19 protein-coding genes are annotated in these 16460 nt (G+C 39.4%); 7 read left to right on the forward strand and 12 right to left on the reverse strand.

The genetic code is table 11. From position 1 onward, the window contains the following. Positions 1–128 precede the first annotated feature (128 nt). Positions 129–449: a hypothetical protein gene (locus tag BK583_RS13980; protein WP_038478574.1), complete on the reverse strand. Its 321-nt coding sequence runs from the start codon at positions 447–449 to the stop codon at positions 129–131. A gap of 103 nt (positions 450–552) precedes the next feature. On the opposite strand from BK583_RS13980, the gene BK583_RS13985 reads away from it, so the two are divergent. Beyond that, complete coding sequence (locus tag BK583_RS13985) at positions 553–732, forward strand: YhzD family protein (protein ID WP_038478572.1); 180 nt, start codon at positions 553–555, stop codon at positions 730–732. Positions 733–769: 37 nt separating this feature from the next. Here the strand turns inward: BK583_RS13985 and BK583_RS13990 are convergent, their stop codons facing one another. The 3 genes from BK583_RS13990 to BK583_RS14000 form a co-directional block, all read right to left on the reverse strand. After that, positions 770–1624 carry an HAD-IIB family hydrolase gene (locus BK583_RS13990; protein WP_055737337.1) on the reverse strand — a complete coding sequence of 285 codons (855 nt, stop codon included), beginning with the start codon at positions 1622–1624 and terminating at the stop codon, positions 770–772. 138 nt (positions 1625–1762) lie between these two features. Continuing rightward, complete coding sequence (locus tag BK583_RS13995) at positions 1763–2119, reverse strand: YlbF/YmcA family competence regulator (RefSeq protein WP_038478567.1); 357 nt, start codon at positions 2117–2119, stop codon at positions 1763–1765. Positions 2120–2185: 66 nt separating this feature from the next. After that, entirely contained in the window at positions 2186–3325 is a 1140-nt protein-coding gene (locus BK583_RS14000; protein ID WP_055737336.1) for a DUF445 domain-containing protein, read from the reverse strand. A 158-nt stretch (positions 3326–3483) separates the two neighbouring features. Here BK583_RS14000 and BK583_RS14005 point away from each other — a divergent pair, with 158 nt between their 5' ends. The 4 genes from BK583_RS14005 (at position 3484) to BK583_RS14015 (ending at position 6056) form a co-directional block, all read left to right on the forward strand. Further along, a complete protein-coding gene (locus tag BK583_RS14005) occupies positions 3484–3723 on the forward strand; it encodes a YheE family protein (RefSeq protein WP_038478558.1) in 240 nt (79 codons plus the stop codon). Between the two features lie 36 nt (positions 3724–3759). Continuing rightward, positions 3760–3912, forward strand: coding sequence for a hypothetical protein (locus tag BK583_RS20795; protein ID WP_166740298.1), 153 nt, complete (start codon positions 3760–3762; stop codon positions 3910–3912). Positions 3913–3981: 69 nt separating this feature from the next. Then, entirely contained in the window at positions 3982–4845 is an 864-nt protein-coding gene (locus tag BK583_RS14010; protein ID WP_038478555.1) for a PucR family transcriptional regulator, read from the forward strand. A gap of 113 nt (positions 4846–4958) precedes the next feature. Continuing rightward, positions 4959–6056 carry an ABC transporter ATP-binding protein gene (locus BK583_RS14015; RefSeq protein ID WP_055737335.1) on the forward strand — a complete coding sequence of 366 codons (1098 nt, stop codon included), beginning with the start codon at positions 4959–4961 and terminating at the stop codon, positions 6054–6056. 50 nt (positions 6057–6106) lie between these two features. Here the strand turns inward: BK583_RS14015 and BK583_RS14020 are convergent, their stop codons facing one another. The 6 genes from BK583_RS14020 to BK583_RS14045 form a co-directional block, all read right to left on the reverse strand. Then, a complete protein-coding gene (locus tag BK583_RS14020) occupies positions 6107–6313 on the reverse strand; it encodes an alpha/beta-type small acid-soluble spore protein (RefSeq protein ID WP_038478549.1) in 207 nt (68 codons plus the stop codon). Positions 6314–6495: 182 nt separating this feature from the next. Then, positions 6496–8025, reverse strand: a complete 1530-nt coding sequence (locus BK583_RS14025; RefSeq protein ID WP_055737334.1) for an acyl-CoA carboxylase subunit beta — start codon at positions 8023–8025, stop codon at positions 6496–6498. Positions 8026–8036: 11 nt separating this feature from the next. Continuing rightward, positions 8037–8816 (reverse strand): enoyl-CoA hydratase, encoded by a 780-nt coding sequence (locus BK583_RS14030; RefSeq protein WP_055737424.1) that lies wholly within the window; start codon positions 8814–8816, stop codon positions 8037–8039. After that, the gene (locus BK583_RS14035; protein WP_038478543.1) at positions 8809–9021 is read right to left on the reverse strand and encodes an acetyl-CoA carboxylase biotin carboxyl carrier protein subunit; all 213 of its coding nucleotides are present in this window, start codon (positions 9019–9021) and stop codon (positions 8809–8811) included. Before BK583_RS14035 ends, BK583_RS14030 begins: the two co-directional genes overlap by 8 nt. Then, complete coding sequence (locus BK583_RS14040; protein ID WP_055737333.1) at positions 9018–10385, reverse strand: ATP-binding protein; 1368 nt, start codon at positions 10383–10385, stop codon at positions 9018–9020. The genes BK583_RS14035 and BK583_RS14040 overlap by 4 nt, the downstream gene beginning before the upstream one ends. A gap of 17 nt (positions 10386–10402) precedes the next feature. Next, positions 10403–11545 carry an acyl-CoA dehydrogenase family protein gene (locus tag BK583_RS14045; RefSeq protein ID WP_055737332.1) on the reverse strand — a complete coding sequence of 381 codons (1143 nt, stop codon included), beginning with the start codon at positions 11543–11545 and terminating at the stop codon, positions 10403–10405. Between the two features lie 264 nt (positions 11546–11809). Between BK583_RS14045 and BK583_RS14050 the strand changes: the two genes are divergently transcribed. Together BK583_RS14050 and htpX are read left to right on the forward strand one after the other, a co-directional pair. Continuing rightward, positions 11810–12361 (forward strand): LemA family protein, encoded by a 552-nt coding sequence (locus BK583_RS14050; protein WP_055737331.1) that lies wholly within the window; start codon positions 11810–11812, stop codon positions 12359–12361. A 14-nt stretch (positions 12362–12375) separates the two neighbouring features. Then, positions 12376–13251: a zinc metalloprotease HtpX gene (gene htpX / locus BK583_RS14055; RefSeq protein WP_055737330.1), complete on the forward strand. Its 876-nt coding sequence runs from the start codon at positions 12376–12378 to the stop codon at positions 13249–13251. Between the two features lie 15 nt (positions 13252–13266). On the opposite strand, the gene BK583_RS14060 is transcribed toward htpX, so the two are convergent. Next, on the reverse strand, positions 13267–14475 hold the full coding sequence (locus tag BK583_RS14060) for an aminotransferase-like domain-containing protein (RefSeq protein WP_055737329.1): 1209 nt from the start codon (positions 14473–14475) through the stop codon (positions 13267–13269). A 164-nt stretch (positions 14476–14639) separates the two neighbouring features. Next, on the reverse strand, positions 14640–16457 hold the full coding sequence (locus BK583_RS14065; RefSeq protein ID WP_134259302.1) for an ABC transporter ATP-binding protein: 1818 nt from the start codon (positions 16455–16457) through the stop codon (positions 14640–14642). Positions 16458–16460: the final 3 nt, after the last annotated feature.

Consider the following 16460-nt stretch of genomic DNA (forward strand, 5'->3'; position numbering starts at 1 on the left):
ACTTGTAATTCATTTTACATAATTTTAACGGTAAACGCCATTTAAGTATGTAAATTACGTAATCTCACGTATTTATTTGACTATTACTCCGCGATTATGTAATAAAAGGACAACTCGTGTGAGTTGCCCTATAGTAAAGAAATCGCTGCTAGCGCTGTTAAAGGCAGTACCCATCTTCTCCACCCGTATGGACGAAATCCTCCATAGGCATACGGAGGTGGATAGCCATAGCCGTACCCATAGCGATGAGGCTCGTTGGCAGAATGAAAGCCTTCAAGTTGAGTGATTTGCATTGGATATTCATTCTGATCAACTGGATAAAGTACATAGACATTTTCTTGATCCACATATTCGATAACCGATTCGAACTCCTCACCATTCGCTAAAGAAACTTTAACAGGGTAGTTTGTATAGCGTTGACATAGCGACATCATTTCTTCGTTCCTCATGTTGTATTCCCCCTTTTTCTTTACTCTATTCATTAAGCTGAAAATAGGTGAATACACACTTTATTCATGATACACTTAATGAAAACGCTATCAGGAGGTTGCTATGACGTATTTTTTAACGGCCTACAACAAAGACAGTACTGTAGTTTTAAATGAGCGTATTGAAGCAGAATCTGAAGAATCCGCAATTCAAGAAGCAAAAGCAAAGCTACAAGAAGCAAACGCACAAACCTTAACCCATCGTTTGACTCACAACGGCAAGATGATCTTGTTTTCACGTTAATAGAAGCCCTAGCGAATGAGACGCTAGGGCTTTAGGTTTACTCTTTTAATTGCATATTTAACTGCTTACGGAACACTTCATGTACCATGTATGCTAGCCCACCTTGATTCATCGTGCGTGTCACCCAATTCGCTTTTTCTTTTACCGAGTCTGTTGCGTCGCCCATCGCTACACCTAGACCTGCCATTGAAATCATCTCTATGTCTTCCTCACCAACTCCTACAACAATAACCTGATCTAAAGAGAGCTGATTTCGCTTCACAAGCCATTGTAGCGCTCGCTCCTTTTCAGCACCAGCTCCAACCAAAAAGCATTCGCCTCTATTCGTTTTCACAAGGTTTAATTCAGGAATCTCTTGTTTAACAATCTCACAAATATAGTCTAAGTCTTTTTGTTCATCACATTTTAAGCTCACGTTTAACGGTCCTTTTCCTTCTTTCAAAACATGTTCATACAAGGAGTCCACATAGGTTAACGGGTATAAAATTTGCTCGCCAGGAGCATTGAATGACATTCTTGCTAAAAGCGTTTGTTTATGTTGTGGACGAATAGACGCGCAATAATCTCCATATTGGAGCTTTACCTCACAATCAAATCGTTCCATCACGTGACATAAGTCTAGTGTCGTTTCAAGACTCAACGGTCGATTATACCATTCATTTTGATCTGTATCAGATATAAAGGACCCTCCGTGAGCAATAATGGTTGCGTCGCATTTTAAATTTCGGGCAATTTTTTTTGCATACGAAAAGGAGTGATTCGTTACCAGGACAACGGAAACCTGCTTTTTTTCTAAGTATGCCATCGCCATTTTTGTCTTTTTCGTTGCCTTCGCATCCCCTTCTAAAAACAGTTTATCAATGTTCATGACTAACAAATTATAGGTTTTCAAACGTGTTCCTCCTTCATGAAGTTCATGTTGTAAAGCTGGACCTATCCTTGTTTAAGTTTTATGCATTTTTAGATGAAGTAGAACAAGGATCCATTAAAAAAAGCTTGCCACTTTTAACAAGTGGCAAGCTTTTGTTTATTACTGTTCTTGAGAAGGATCGCCGTAGATCTTCTCCAATGGCTCAGTAATGATCTTGTTTAATTCTGTAATAATCACACTAAGTTGTTGTTCTGCTTCCATTAGCTTTGAAATCAACTCATGCTGCTGAACAAGTTCAAATTGCTGCTGCGCTTGTTGCGCTTCTTCTTCAGAAATTTGGATCCCTTGCATTTGCTTTTGTTGAAGGTCTAACTGAAGCTTACGAAAGTTTTCCAGCATTTTTTTTGCAATTTCATCTGCTTCGATTTGTGCATGTAGCTCATGAAGCGCCTTAAACTCCTCACTTTGTTCAAGTGCGTCTTTTAATTCATGTGCCTTATCATATGTCATACTCATGTTTATCACTCCCTACCCACCGACTATAACACGTCAGTCGACAGAATTCACGTCATACGACCATTCCTAATAAAAAAAATGAACAATTAAAGCTTGAATAAGACCAACGGTACCTCCAATTACGCCTCCTAATAGGGTAATGAGCCGCAGTTCCTTTTTTGTAATCTTCATAATAAGCTCTTCTAAATTCGCCATAGAAAACGATGCTACTTGCTGTTCGATCACTTCATTTAAGCGCAGGCTCTTCATAATAGATGTTAAATGCACCTCAATATAGCCTGTTGTTACACGGACAAGTTGCGGAGCCCATTTATCGACAATATGATCAATATAGGGGGTTGTCCATGTTTGAAGCGGTGCATCGTACCAATTTAATAGCGGGATAGTCTTTTCTAAGCCGACCGTTGCTTTATCAATGACAATGTCAATGTACTTCTCTGCTTCAAAAGAGGATACTGGTTTATCAAGTAATTGCTCCCATTCACGAGCAAGTAAACCGTGAAGCATTTCTGTTGTTTTTTCATCATCTAAAAATTTAACAATTTCGGGATAGACCATCTCCACAACTTTTTCACTGGAAAGAAACATAGAAACCATTCCACCAAACTTGCCTTTAGAAGACAAAAAGTTAGCTGCCATAGCAGCCATTTTCTCTTGCCCTTCTGCACTCTCTACGTATGCTCTCGCTTTTGACACCATCGTTTCTGAAAGACCTGGCAAATAGCTAACGATGGAAGCCTGAATTTCCTGTGGAACCAATTGTTTAGCAGCTGTACCTTTGTTCTCGTGCACATATCGCATCAGCCGTTCTTTTAACCATGTTTGTGATTTAATAACAAGCTGCTCTTTACCATTGTCAATAGATAGAATCGGTTTAAGCATTGACTCAATTGTATTGTCACTTGTTAACCACTGTTTGACTCGTCCACTTACCCAATCCGTAAGTTCTTTTGAAAATAACTCACTCGATAACTTCTTGCTTAACCCTTCGGCTGTTAACAAATGATTAGCTACTAAATTTCCCATCTGCGTTGCAAGCTCTCGCTGTCTTCTCGGTAATAGTCCCGGTGTTAACGGCAGTTGCCACTTCCCTATATAGTACGCTCGATGTGGTCGAAACAACATTCTAATCGCTAGTGCGTTCGTCGCAGCACCGACAATTGCACCTACTACAGCGAGAAGAAAAACTAACAAAATCCATTGCACATTAAACGCTTACTGCTTTTTAGCAGCAAACTGCCTCCTTCAGAAAAAGAATTTAAATACGTTGTTCTTAGTATAGCTTATTTTTGTTCCCACAGAAAACGAACACTATGATAGACTAAAAATGTAACCCTTTACAACTTGATAAAGGAGGGATTTTCATGCTTGTTCATTTTCAATTTAAACCTTTATATCAACGCGCTCAAAAGCAAAGTTGGGCTTTTTCTTTTTACTTTAAAGGGCAGTTCGTGTCTGGTACTTATCATTTTGACGGCTCCATTACATGGACGGATTCGCAAGTTGACGAGCAAGTAAGGAACGAGCAATTAAAACAAGCTGTCCATGATTTAATGCTTTATCACGTCTATGAAGAAGAACATCAACCGAAGCATAAAATTTAATCCATTTGCCATTCTATTAAGAGGAGGGATGGTCAAATGAAGGAACGAAAAGATTTGGATAGTCGTAAAGAGTACGAACTAGATATTGACCGCTACGTTAACGAAGGTTTACATGGCGGGCGTGTTGATCCACATTCTGGCGGAAAGATTGAAGAAGACATGCCGATTACAAAGGAAAAACAGGATTAAAAAGCTCAATCTTGAGCTTTTTTTTTGTTATACTACACACAAGCGACCAACAGAAAGGTATGTACTCGAATGAATGACATTATAAACCAAACATTTTCACATGCATTTTGGCAGCCTACTGATCACGTAATAGACCGTATTGCTTTTCAAAATAAACAACATGTTTTTTATTTTCACCGGTTAAAGATTACAGAACGTGAACGAACGCTCTTATCCTTACTACTAACGGAATTAGATGACACACCGCGTCCAGCTACAATGGAGGAACAAGAATGGTCAAATTATTTATACGCTGTTGGTAAAGAACCACAACATGCTGAAACGTTCATCGCTTTACACTTTTTTATTGAACGACCTATCGATGATCCTGACTCGTTTCGAGAAGCGCTTTTATCATTTTTTCCAATTTCTACACTCATGATTTGGGAAAGCCATACAAACGGCTTGCTCTTATTTCCAGCCAATTATCGTGAATATGATTTAGATGCTTTAACGGAATTAATTGAATCCGATTTCTATACAGTACTTTATACGTTTTTAGGCACTCCTATTCAATTGACCCCATCTAAATCAAGGCTGTTATTTGAGAAAAAGCTGTTTTTAAAACAAATGGATACGAAACGTTCAACTCATATTTTCAGTGCCGCTGAATCCAGTTTAGCTGAATTGAAGCAACAATTACATAACGACGAATTTAAACAATTGCGAAGTCACTTCCTTTCAGATGAGCTACTTCGTGATGAAGAACTGTTACATACAATACATGTCTTCTTCCAAAATAATTTAAATACATCACAAACAGCTAAAGCACTTCATTTACATCGAAATAGTCTTCAATACCGTCTTGATAAATTCAATGCTCAAACGGGCCTTGATTTGCGGGTATTTTCTCATGCAGCGCTAACGTATTTGTTTATGCACCAGCCAATTTAGTCCATGTACAGTTTGCACAAAGTCATATTGTCATTCTTTGTGCAAGCTGTACATAGCTTTCATCTTATGAAAGGGTTTACAATAAAGATAGTTAAAAACGAGGGGGAAGAAAAATGGCTTCAATTCAATTAAATAACGTCTACAAAGTATACGATGGTGATGTAACGGCTGTTTCTGATTTTAATCTTGACATCGAAGACAAAGAGTTTATCGTATTCGTCGGTCCATCAGGTTGTGGTAAATCAACTACACTTCGAATGATCGCTGGACTTGAAGAAATATCAAAAGGCGATTTGATTATTGGTGATAAGCGCATGAATGACGTAGCGCCAAAAGATCGCGATATTGCCATGGTATTCCAAAACTATGCATTGTATCCACACATGAATGTTTACGACAACATGGCATTCGGTTTGAAATTAAGAAAGTTTAAAAAAGAAGAAATCAAAAAACGGGTAGATAACGCAGCAAAAATTTTAGGATTAGAAGAAATGCTAGATCGTAAGCCAAAAGCAATGTCAGGTGGTCAGCGTCAACGTGTTGCACTAGGTCGTGCCATTGTACGTGACCCACAAGTATTCTTGATGGATGAACCACTTTCAAACTTAGATGCAAAACTCCGTGTACAAATGCGTGCAGAAATTACAAAACTTCATAAACGTTTACAGACAACAACGATTTATGTAACTCACGACCAAACAGAAGCGATGACAATGGCGACTCGGATCGTTATTATGAAAGACGGTCTTATTCAACAAATTGGAACACCTAAAGATGTGTATGATAATCCAGAGAACGTATTTGTTGGTGGCTTTATTGGGTCCCCTTCTATGAACTTCTTAAGCGGAAAATTAGATGGAAAAGATTTTGTGATTAATAACCAGCGTATTGAAGTTCCCGAAGGAAAACTTTCTGTTTTACGTGAACAAGGGTTTACAGATAAAGAACTTATTCTTGGTATTCGCCCTGAAGATATTCACGATGAACCTATTTTCATCTCTTCATCAGAAGGAACTAAAATTGATGCGTTAATTGATGTGGCTGAATTAACTGGTGCTGAAACCGTCCTTTATTCTTCAATTGAAGGCCAGGAATTTGTAGCACGTGTTGATTCTAGAACGACTGCACAAAGTGGAGATACAATTGAACTTGCATTAAACATGAATAAAGCCCATTTCTTTAATCCAGATAACGAACAACGTATTCGCTAATAAAAAAAGAGACGAGGTAATCGTCTCTTTTCTTGTTCCATTGTATTTAATTATTTTTGGTAACCGCCACTCATTTGTTGTTCAGCCATTTTAACTAAACGTTTAGTGATTTCCCCACCAACTGAACCGTTAGCACGTGCAGTTGTATCAGGACCAAGGTTAACACCAAATTCTGAAGCGATTTCGTACTTCATTTGGTCAATTGCTTGTTGTACACCAGGTACAACTAGGTTGTTTGAACTTCTGTTATCTGCCATTATGTTTCACCTCCCTGTGTAACTATAGAATGTCACGGTGTCTCGTTTTCTATGTATGCTTAGTTAAAAAATTTTTTAAGGAAATAAAAGGAAATAAATTTTGATTAAAAAAGACAGTTACACAGGGTCATAATGACAAATAAAAAGACTTAATTTCTTAAGTCTTTTTATTCGTTCGTGCTCTATACAGGGTAAACAGGGTGTTTGCGGTCTGTAAAAACTACTTCTTTGGTTTCATATAAAGCGAACCTTCGTGTTAACTCTTCTCGCAAATCGTTTCCATTAACGACTCCATCAATGACTAATTCTGAAGCAAGTCGATACACATCAATATTTTCTTTGTATTCTTCTCTTTTTTCTGCAATAAATGCGGCTCTATCTTCCGGAGCTAATGCCGCAATTTTATTTGCATATACTGCATTTACTGCTGCTTCTGGTCCCATAACAGCAATTTGTGCTTGCGGTAGAGCTAAACAACAGTCTGGATCAAATGCAGGTCCTGCCATCGCATAAAGACCAGCACCATAAGCTTTACGAACAACTACAGAGATCTTCGGAACGGTTGCCTCGGCCATTGCTGAAATCATTTTTGCACCGTGACGAATAATACCTGCACGTTCTACTTTTGTCCCAATCATAAAACCAGGAATATCAGCTAGAAACAGCAATGGGATATGGTACGCATCGCATAAAGTAATAAATCTTGCTGCCTTATCTGCAGAATCGTGAAATAATACGCCACCTTTTGCTTTAGGCTGATTCGCTATAATGCCAATTGTTCTCCCGTTTAAACGAGCAAATCCCGTAATTAGTTCAGGTGCAAATAGCTTTTTAATTTCAAAGAAACTGTTATCGTCTACTAGCCGATCTAATAGATCGTACATATTAAAAGGCGCATTTTGATTTTCTGGAATGATTTCTTCAATTGACTTAGGTAAATCTTTAGGCGGAATGGCTTCTGATACAGCTACTCGATCTTTATAACTTTGCGGGACATAACCAATGTATTCTCTTGCTAAATCGATCGCTTCTAACTCATCTTTTGCAAGCATATCGCCACAGCCAGACACACGGCAATGCATAGACGCACCACCCATTTCCTCAAGAGAAACATCTTCACCAATAACCATCTGAGCCATTCGAGGCGAGCCAAGATACATGGAAGCATTCCCATCAACCATAATGACAACATCACAAAAGGCTGGAATATAGGCGCCACCAGCGGCAGATGGTCCAAAAAGAATACACACTTGTGGAATTTTCCCAGATAGTTTTACCTGATTATGAAAGATTCTGCCTGCTCCTCTTCGACCTGGAAACATGTCAACTTGATCGGTAATACGCGCTCCAGCTGAATCAACTAAATAAAGCATTGGTACTGCTAATTTCTCAGCCATCTCTTGAATGCGGATAATTTTTTCAACTGTTCGTGCACCCCATGAGCCTGCTTTTACCGTCGAGTCATTTGCCATAACACAAACGGTTTTACCGTTAATTTTACCGGTTCCGCAAACAACTCCATCAGCAGGTAATCCTTCTGCTTCTGAATTCGCAAACATACCGTCTTCGGTTTCTAGGCCATCATCCAATAAAAGCGCTAGTCGCTGTCGAACAAAACGCTTTCCTTTCGCTTCATTTTGCTGATGGTATTTTTCTTGTCCGCCTTGGTGAATCGTCTCTACTTTTTCCTTGTATCGCTCTTCAATACTCATCGCTCTCACCTCTAACACCCTTGATAGCGGGGTTTTCTTTTTTCTTTAAACGCATTTAATCCTTCCATTCGATCTTCTGTATTAATCGTTTGCTGATACGCATTGTTTTCGACCTTTAATCCATCCTCCATTGCGCAGTCTAGACCTCTGTCTATCGCTTGTTTTGCAGCGCGAATCGCAACAGGTCCATTTTGTGCGATAACGGTCGCCAGTTCGACTGCTTTTTCATACACTTGAGAAGAAGGAACAGCATATTCACATAGCCCGATATATTCAGCCTCTTTACCACTGATACGTTTAGCTGTATAAATTAACTCTTTTGCTTTACCGACACCAACAATACGTGGTAAACGCTGTGTTCCTCCTGCACCTGGAATGATCGCTAGTGAGGTTTCCGTTAAACCGTACTGCGCTTTCTCTGAAAATACTCTCAAATCTGCCGCAAGAGCCAATTCCAAGCCACCTCCTAAAGCTAGACCATTTGCGGCAACAATAACGGGCTGAGGAAGTGTGGATATTCCTTGAATGGTGTTCCCAATTAACTTAACGGCTTCACGAACATCTTCTTCCGTCATAGCCATACGTTCTTTTAAATCTGCTCCGGCGCAAAACGCTTTTTCTCCAGCCGAACGAATAATGATGACCCTTGCTTGAGAATCTTCTCGTAATGCCTCTACGTGAACATGTAGCTCTTTTAACAGCTGCGTTGATAAGGCATTTGCAGCGTTTGGTCGATCGAGAGTTAACGTAACAACCTCTTTTCCTTCTTTTTTCAAAAATTGGTTAGTCAAGTTCAATTAAATGATCTCCTTCGTTAACAAACTCTCCTTCTGGTTTAAGAATAGCTTTTACCGTCCCTGCCACCTCTGATTCAATGGGAATCTCCATTTTCATTGATTCTAGAATCGCTACTTCTTGTCCTTGTTCGACTTGATCACCAACTGACACAACTACTTTCCACACATTACCAGCCATAGATGCTTGTATATAACTCATTGGTTAACCTCCTGAATTCGTTTTATTAGTTCGTCTCTATACGTATCCATAAAAGCAGTTGTTGCTCCCCCTTGTTGGAAAACAGGGTGATGGACAATAGCCTTTAATGCCGGAATATTTGTTTTAATACCAGTCACTGTGTAATGATTTAGTGCGTTTTCAAGCTTTGCTATCGCATCATCACGATTCGTTCCATGAACAATAAGCTTTGCAATCATCGGATCATAAAAATGACTAATGACGCTCCCTGCTTTTATTGGACACTCGTGACGAATGTGCGGCGCTTCGGGCAATTCAATTTTTTCCACAGTACCAGGCGACGGAAAAAAGCGAATCGGGTCTTCTGCATAAATTCTAGCTTCAATGGCATGACCTGTTGGCGTTAATTCTTCTTGCTTCCACGGCAACGTATCACCAGATGCAATTCGAATTTGCCATTCTACTAAATCAAGCTTATAAATCTCTTCTGTTACTGGGTGCTCTACTTGAAGTCTCGTGTTCATTTCTAAAAAATAGAACATTCCGTCTTCATCTACTAAACACTCTATGGTCCCTGCATTTTGATAGTGAATGGCTTGTGCTGCTTTTAATGCCATATTAATCATTTCTTGTCGACCTACATCTTTTAAAAAAGGCGACGGTGCTTCCTCAATTATCTTCTGATGTCTTCTTTGAACAGAACATTCTCGCTCACCAAAAACAAGTGTACGCCCTTTTCCATCTGCTAATACTTGTAACTCGATATGTCTTGGGTTTTCTATATACTTTTCGATATAGAGGGCTCCATCTCCAAAAAATAGTGCAGCTTGTTTCTTATTTTTTTCAAACGCTTTTTGGCAATCATCGTCACTACGGCAAATTGTAATTCCAATTCCGCCTCCACCTGATGCTGCCTTTAACATAACCGGATAACCAATGTTATTTGCTTCAAACAATGTATCTTCAATTGTCTCCACTGCATCTGTTCCAGGGATAACGGGCACCCCTGCTTCCATCATCGTTTTTCGAGCTTGAAGCTTATCCCCCATGAGGGAAATGATCGATGCATCCGGTCCAATGAAACGAAACCCGTGTAATTGGCATTTCTCAGCGAAAGCGGCTTGTTCTGATAAAAGTCCATAGCCAGGATGGATAGCGTCTACATTTGCTTCTTTCGCAATAAGTAAGATACGATCTTGATTTAAATAACTTTCTTTCACGTTGGATTCTCCAACCATGTACGCTTCATCAGCTAATACCGTATGCTCAGCATCTCGATCTGCTTCCGAATAAATGGCTACGGTGCGAATCTTCATTTTTTTACATGTCCGAATGATACGAGAAGCAATTTCACCACGATTTGCAATGAGAATGGACTGAATCATAAAATCGACCCCTTTCCTTATCTTCCTAAACCTAGATGTCTAGCAATAACAAGCCGCTGAATTTCTGATGTCCCTTCACCAATTTCTAGTAACTTCGCGTCTCTTAGCATTCGCTCTACCTCATATTCACGCATATAGCCGTAGCCACCATGAATTTGCAGTGCTTGATTACATGTACGGGTAGCCATTTCAGAAGCAAATAGCTTCGCATATGCGGCTTCTTTTCCAAATGCTTTCCCGCTATCTTTTAACTGTGCAGCTTTATGCACCATGTTTCTTGCCAGTTCAATTTCCATTGCCATATCCGCAAGTTTAAACTGAATTGCTTGAAAGGAGCTAATTGCTTTACCAAACTGCTTTCTTTCTTTTGAGTACGCTAATGCACGATCAAAAGCTGCTTGTGCAATACCTACTGCAAGAGCCGCTATGGAAATTCGTCCTCCATCCAACGTATATAAAAATTGACTAAATCCTTTGTCTGGATCACCTAATAAATTTTCTTTTGGTACACGAACATCTTCTAAAACAAGTTCACACGTATTCGAAGCCCGAACACCCATCTTGTCGTAGTTAGATGAAATTTTAAAGCCTGGTGTATCCGTAGGAACTATAAATGCTGAAATGATCTTTTTGCCGTTTTCTTTTTGACCAACAACAGCCGTAACAATGACGGTTCGAGCATATTCAGCATTGGTAATCCAACACTTTTCACCATTAATAACGTATTCATTTCCTTCTAAACGGGCTTTTGTTTGTGTTCCACCTGCATCGGATCCTGCATTTGGCTCAGTTAGCCCAAAAGCACCAAGCGATTGTCCTTTTGCAAGAGGTGTAAGGTGCTCGCGTTTTTGTTCTTCCGTGCCGTAATAGTAGATTGGACTTGCACCAAGTGACACTGCCGCTGCATAACTTAACCCTGTTCCACCACACGCGTAGCCAATTTCTTCAACGGCTAATGCATAAGAGACCGTGTCGCCTCCAGAGCCACCATATTCTTCAGGAAATGGAATACCTAAAACACCTAATTCTCCTAATTTTTTAAAGATGTCCTGTGCAAATCTTGACTCTTGATCAAGCTGAACAGCTAATGGAGCAATTTCCTTTCGTGCAAACTGGCGTACCATATCCCGAATCATAAGTTGATCTTTTGTCAAAGTCATTATGTGTTCTCCTCTTTTCCCTTAATATGAGCGGTCGTTCAGAATCAGACCAAAAAAGATAACTTCAAAATGTAAGCGCTATCAAAATCGTAACGTACTCTTATATGGAAGTCAAATCATTTCTCTCTACTTTATGGCTATTCAGTCTATTCATGCCACCTTTTTAAATTTCCATTATTTTGTGGTCGTATGTTTTAATAAAAATCGAAACCTATATGTATACACAACCGTAAATATGAAGAAGAAGGAAGAAGGAGGAACAGTATGATCTTAATTATTCTTATTGGTATAGTTGTTATCATTGGACTTTTGTGGGCTGGAAGTTATAATTCCCTCGTTAAACATCGAAACTGGGTGGAGGAATCTTGGGCTCAAATTGATGTACAGCTAAAACGACGCTATGATTTAATTCCAAATTTAGTTGAAACCGTAAAAGGCTACGCTAAACATGAAAAAGAAACATTAGCTTTAGTCATAGAAAAACGTAATACCATTGCCGAACCAAATGCAAGTCGGAATGAGCGAGTGAAAGAAGATGCACAACTAAACGGTCTTTTGCGTCAGTTATTTGCCTTAAGTGAATCCTATCCTGATCTAAAAGCAAATCAACAATTTTTACATCTACAAGAAGAGTTAAGTGGAACAGAAAATAAAATTGCTTATGCAAGACAAGCTTATAACTCAATGGTGATGCGCTACAATACAAAGATTGAATCATTTCCACAAAACATCATTGCTTCTGCTCATTCCTTTACGAGGAATGATATGCTTGACATCCCTGACGAAGAGAAAGAACCTGTTCGAATTACGTTTTAAGGAGGTTTAGGCGCTTGTTCTATACGCAAATTGCTCGTAATAAACGAAATACCGTCTTTCTTGTTTGTTTGTTCATCATCATTGTTCTTGGGATTGGGTCAGCTGTCACGTATGTGAGAGCCGGTGATTATATTAGTGGGGCCATTTTTGCTGGTGTAATTGCTACCGTTTATACGATCTTCATGATTACAACAAGTACAAATGTGGTGATGCGCATGAACCATGCTAGAGAAATCACTTCATCAACAGACCAAGCTTTTTTATGGCACACTGTAGAAGGCCTATCCATTGCAGCAAGAATCCCTATGCCTCGTATTTATATCATCGACGATCCAAGTCCTAATGCATTTGCAACAGGAATATCGCCTAAATCAGGTGCTGTAGCAGTAACAACAGGTTTGATGAACCGTTTAAATCGAGAAGAAATTGAAGGTGTTCTAGCTCACGAAGTCGCACATATACGAAATTATGACATTCGTCTTTCTACTATAGCCGTCGCCCTTGTTTCTGCTATAGCTATTCTTAGCGATATTGGTATGCGGTTCTTTATTTTTTCTGGTGGTCGAAACAATAACAATAAACATCCGCTCATTATGATTATTGCTCTCCTTCTCGTTTTACTAGCACCTATCATAGCAGTTGTTATGCAGCTCGCGATTTCACGGAACAGAGAATATTTAGCAGATGCTAGTGCAGTGGAACTAACGAGAAATCCAGAAGCACTTGCCACAGCATTAGAACGAATTACCGATACACACACACCCGTTGAAGAAGCATCAAGTTCAACAGCTTCACTTTACTTTGCAGATCCACTAAAGAAAAAAGCAGCTTCCTTATTTTCTACACACCCACCAGCTGACGAACGCGTACGTAGACTTAGACAAATGTAAAAAAAAGTCGCTAAATTAGCGACTTTTTAATTGGGCTCGTTCCATATCTACTTGTTGAAGCATTTCAACTAAAATCTTCATACCCGTTTCAATTTGATCTTCTGTGGCGTGGGTGAAATTAAGTCTTAACGTGTTCGCTTTTGGATTCTCTGCATAGAAGGGTGCTCCTGGAACATAAGCCATTCCTCTTTCAACAGCTCTTGGAAGAAGCGCTTCTGCATTCACTTGTTCTTGAAGTTCAAGCCATAAAAACATTCCACCTTTAGGCTCAACAAAATGTAGTAATCCGTCACTCCTTGCTTGCTGCAAATGGTAGACCATCGCATCTTTACGAGTACGGTACACTTCGCTTATCTTCTGAATGTGACCATCAAGATCGAAATTTTGGCACAATTCATAAAGAGCTTGGTGTGCTAAGGAATTTGAGTGTAGGTCATTAGCTTGCTTAGCTTGTGCCATCATTCGAATAATTTGATAAGGTCCCACAATCCACCCAGTACGTAAAGCAGGAACCGCCGTCTTGGAGAAGGTACTAGTATAAAGAACGTGAGAGCCATTATCAAGAGCAGCGATAGGCGTATATGAATCATTTGTAAACTGAATATCACCGTATGGATCGTCTTCAAAAACAAGTACATGTTGCTTTTTTATAAGGCGAACTAACTCTTTCCTTCTTGCTAATGTCCAAACACGACCTGATGGATTGGAAAAAGTCGGGACAACATAAACCATCTTCGGATTATATTGTTTTATTTTCTCTTTCAAGTCGCTCATGACCATACCATCTTCATCACACTGGACTGACACAATTTGTGCTTCATACGATTGGAACACTTGAAGGGCAGCTAGATAAGTAGGCTCTTCTGTTAAAATAACGTCTCCTGGACTGATCATAACCCGTGCGAGCAAGTCGATAGCTTGTTGTGAACCCGTTGTAACGAGTACATCATCTGCTGAATAGCCTTTTATCCCTTTAACAGCCATTCGTTGTAAGATCACTTCCCGCAATGGGCGATAGCCTTCTGTCTCTCCATATTGAAACGCTTTATTCCCTTTTTCAAAAGCACTGGAAAATGCGTCCTTTATAGCTTGTGTGGGAAACAGACCATCGTCTGGAAGTCCTCCAGCAAATGAAATGACATCTCCTTGATTAACAATTTTCAAAATATCCCTTACTACTGACGATTGCAAATGTCGAACTCGTTTTGCGAATGCGTATTTCATCTCTACTCCCTCAATTCCATTCTTTTTTTATATAAAAGAGTGCTTTTATTCTACCTCATTTAACTAAAAAGTCAATTAATTTAAACGGAAAAACCTTTCTTCAATGTAGTTTACATAAAAAAAGGTCATAGGAACAACTTTTAGCATTCCTAGGACCCTCCTATTTACTCTTTAATAGCGGTGTACTGTGATTTCACTAATTGATAGTAAAGGCCTTTTTCTGTCATTAATTTGCTATGTGTGCCCTGTTCCATCACATGACCTTGCTCAAGCACAATAATATTATCAGAATCCCGTATCGTCGATAAACGGTGGGCAATCATTATGGCGGTTCGCCCAGCAAGAAGCGTCTTTAACCCATCTTGAATTTTCAATTCCGTTTCTGTATCAATACTAGCAGTTGCCTCGTCAAGAATGAGGATTTTAGGATCTGCAAGCAGTGCCCGAGCAAAAGAAAGTAACTGCCTCTCACCTACTGACAGGACGCTTCCTTGCTCTTCTACTTCTGTAGCATAGCCATTTTCTAATTTACTAATAAACGTATCTGCACCGATTGCTTTAGCTGCATGCATGACCTCATCATCACTTGCATGAGGATTACCAAAGCGAATATTTTCCATAATTGTGCCTGCAAAAATAAACGTATCTTGTAACACATAGCTAACATGGCTACGAAGATCACCTACTTTAATATCTTTAAGGTTCACATCATCTAACAGCACTTCACCTTTGGACGGGTCATAAAAACGGCTCATTAAGTTAACTATCGTTGATTTACCTGAGCCTGTGTGACCTACTAACGCTACAGTTGTCCCGGCTTCAAAGGTTAAATTGATTCCTTTTAACGCCATTCGCTTGTCATCATATGAAAACTCAACGTCTTTGAAGACCATTTTTCCTTTTACATCGGTTAACGGTTTTGCGTCTTTCTTGCTTTTAACATTTGGTTCTTCATCTAAAAACTCAAAGATTCTTTCACTTGAAGCCATTCCAACAAGTAGCTGATTATACACTTGACCGAGTCTTGAGATTGGTTCCCAAAACATGCCAATATAAAAAGCAAAAGATACAAAAACGCCTAACGTCAATCCGCTACCGTCACTTTGAATAAGAAACGCTCCGTACCATATAAGAATGGCGCCACCGATGGCACTAGCCATCTCTACAAATGGGCGAAACATCGCATTTTGCTTCGTTGCCTCACGCCAGCTTTCATAATTCTGAGTGTTTACATCATCAAAGAAGTCCATGTTCTCATGTTCTTGGGCATAGGCTTGCGTAACCCGAATCCCTTGAATGCTTTCATTCAAGTGAGAATTTAATCGGGACTGGCGTAAACGAACCGTTTGCCAAGCCCGACGAATTTTTCTTCTTAACTTTGTTGAGATAAAGAACATAATCGGCAAGATAATTAAAATTACAACAGCAAGTTCTGGACTCAAGTAAAACAAAATTGCTACAATTCCAAGGAGCATAACGATGTCCATTAACAAGTTAATGACACCGTTTGTAAATAAATCTTGCAGCGAGTTGACATCATTAATGACTCGAACGAGAATGGATCCAGCTGATCGCTTATCAAAAAAGCGATGGGATAAATGCTGAATATGATCAAACAGTTTTTTTCGAATATCAAAGATGACAAATTGCCCTAGCTGGTTCATCCAACGTATCCTAAAGTAATTGGCAACATATGAAACAGCATAAAGACCAAGCACAATCGCTGCGTATACGAGCATATCCTGTGTTGTCGCTACACCTTGCTCTAGCTGTCCTACTGCAAAGACCCCAATGAAAATAGGTATTGCTAAGCGAACAGCAGTAGCAAACAGCATCATTAGTATCGTTTTCGGTAACAGCGTTTTCGCATACGGCTTTAAGAAATTAAACAACCGCACCATTTGTTTCCAGTTAAACGGTTTTTCAATAATTTGTTCAACAGGATAATGAAAACGCGTTTTTTTCCTCACTTCTTCCATCATTCA

Origin of the sequence: Shouchella oshimensis (assembly GCF_002019765.1) — a bacterium.
GTDB lineage: Bacteria > Bacillota > Bacilli > Bacillales > Bacillaceae_D > Shouchella > Shouchella oshimensis.

Excerpts from the sequence above, each read along its gene's own strand:
- BK583_RS13980 (WP_038478574.1), bottom strand. The coding sequence starts at position 449 with ATGAGGAACGAAGAAATGATGTCGCTATGTCAACGCTATACAAACTAC.
- BK583_RS13985 (WP_038478572.1), top strand. The coding sequence starts at position 553 with ATGACGTATTTTTTAACGGCCTACAACAAAGACAGTACTGTAGTTTTA.
- BK583_RS13995 (WP_038478567.1), bottom strand. The coding sequence starts at position 2,119 with ATGAGTATGACATATGATAAGGCACATGAATTAAAAGACGCACTTGAA.
- BK583_RS14005 (WP_038478558.1), top strand. The coding sequence starts at position 3,484 with ATGCTTGTTCATTTTCAATTTAAACCTTTATATCAACGCGCTCAAAAG.
- BK583_RS20795 (WP_166740298.1), top strand. The coding sequence starts at position 3,760 with ATGAAGGAACGAAAAGATTTGGATAGTCGTAAAGAGTACGAACTAGAT.
- BK583_RS14010 (WP_038478555.1), top strand. The coding sequence starts at position 3,982 with ATGAATGACATTATAAACCAAACATTTTCACATGCATTTTGGCAGCCT.
- BK583_RS14015 (WP_055737335.1), top strand. The coding sequence starts at position 4,959 with ATGGCTTCAATTCAATTAAATAACGTCTACAAAGTATACGATGGTGAT.
- BK583_RS14020 (WP_038478549.1), bottom strand. The coding sequence starts at position 6,313 with ATGGCAGATAACAGAAGTTCAAACAACCTAGTTGTACCTGGTGTACAA.
- BK583_RS14025 (WP_055737334.1), bottom strand. The coding sequence starts at position 8,025 with ATGAGTATTGAAGAGCGATACAAGGAAAAAGTAGAGACGATTCACCAA.
- BK583_RS14035 (WP_038478543.1), bottom strand. The coding sequence starts at position 9,021 with ATGAGTTATATACAAGCATCTATGGCTGGTAATGTGTGGAAAGTAGTT.
- BK583_RS14040 (WP_055737333.1), bottom strand. The coding sequence starts at position 10,385 with ATGATTCAGTCCATTCTCATTGCAAATCGTGGTGAAATTGCTTCTCGT.
- BK583_RS14045 (WP_055737332.1), bottom strand. The coding sequence starts at position 11,545 with ATGACTTTGACAAAAGATCAACTTATGATTCGGGATATGGTACGCCAG.
- BK583_RS14050 (WP_055737331.1), top strand. The coding sequence starts at position 11,810 with ATGATCTTAATTATTCTTATTGGTATAGTTGTTATCATTGGACTTTTG.
- BK583_RS14060 (WP_055737329.1), bottom strand. The coding sequence starts at position 14,475 with ATGAAATACGCATTCGCAAAACGAGTTCGACATTTGCAATCGTCAGTA.
- BK583_RS14065 (WP_134259302.1), bottom strand. The coding sequence starts at position 16,457 with ATGATGGAAGAAGTGAGGAAAAAAACGCGTTTTCATTATCCTGTTGAA.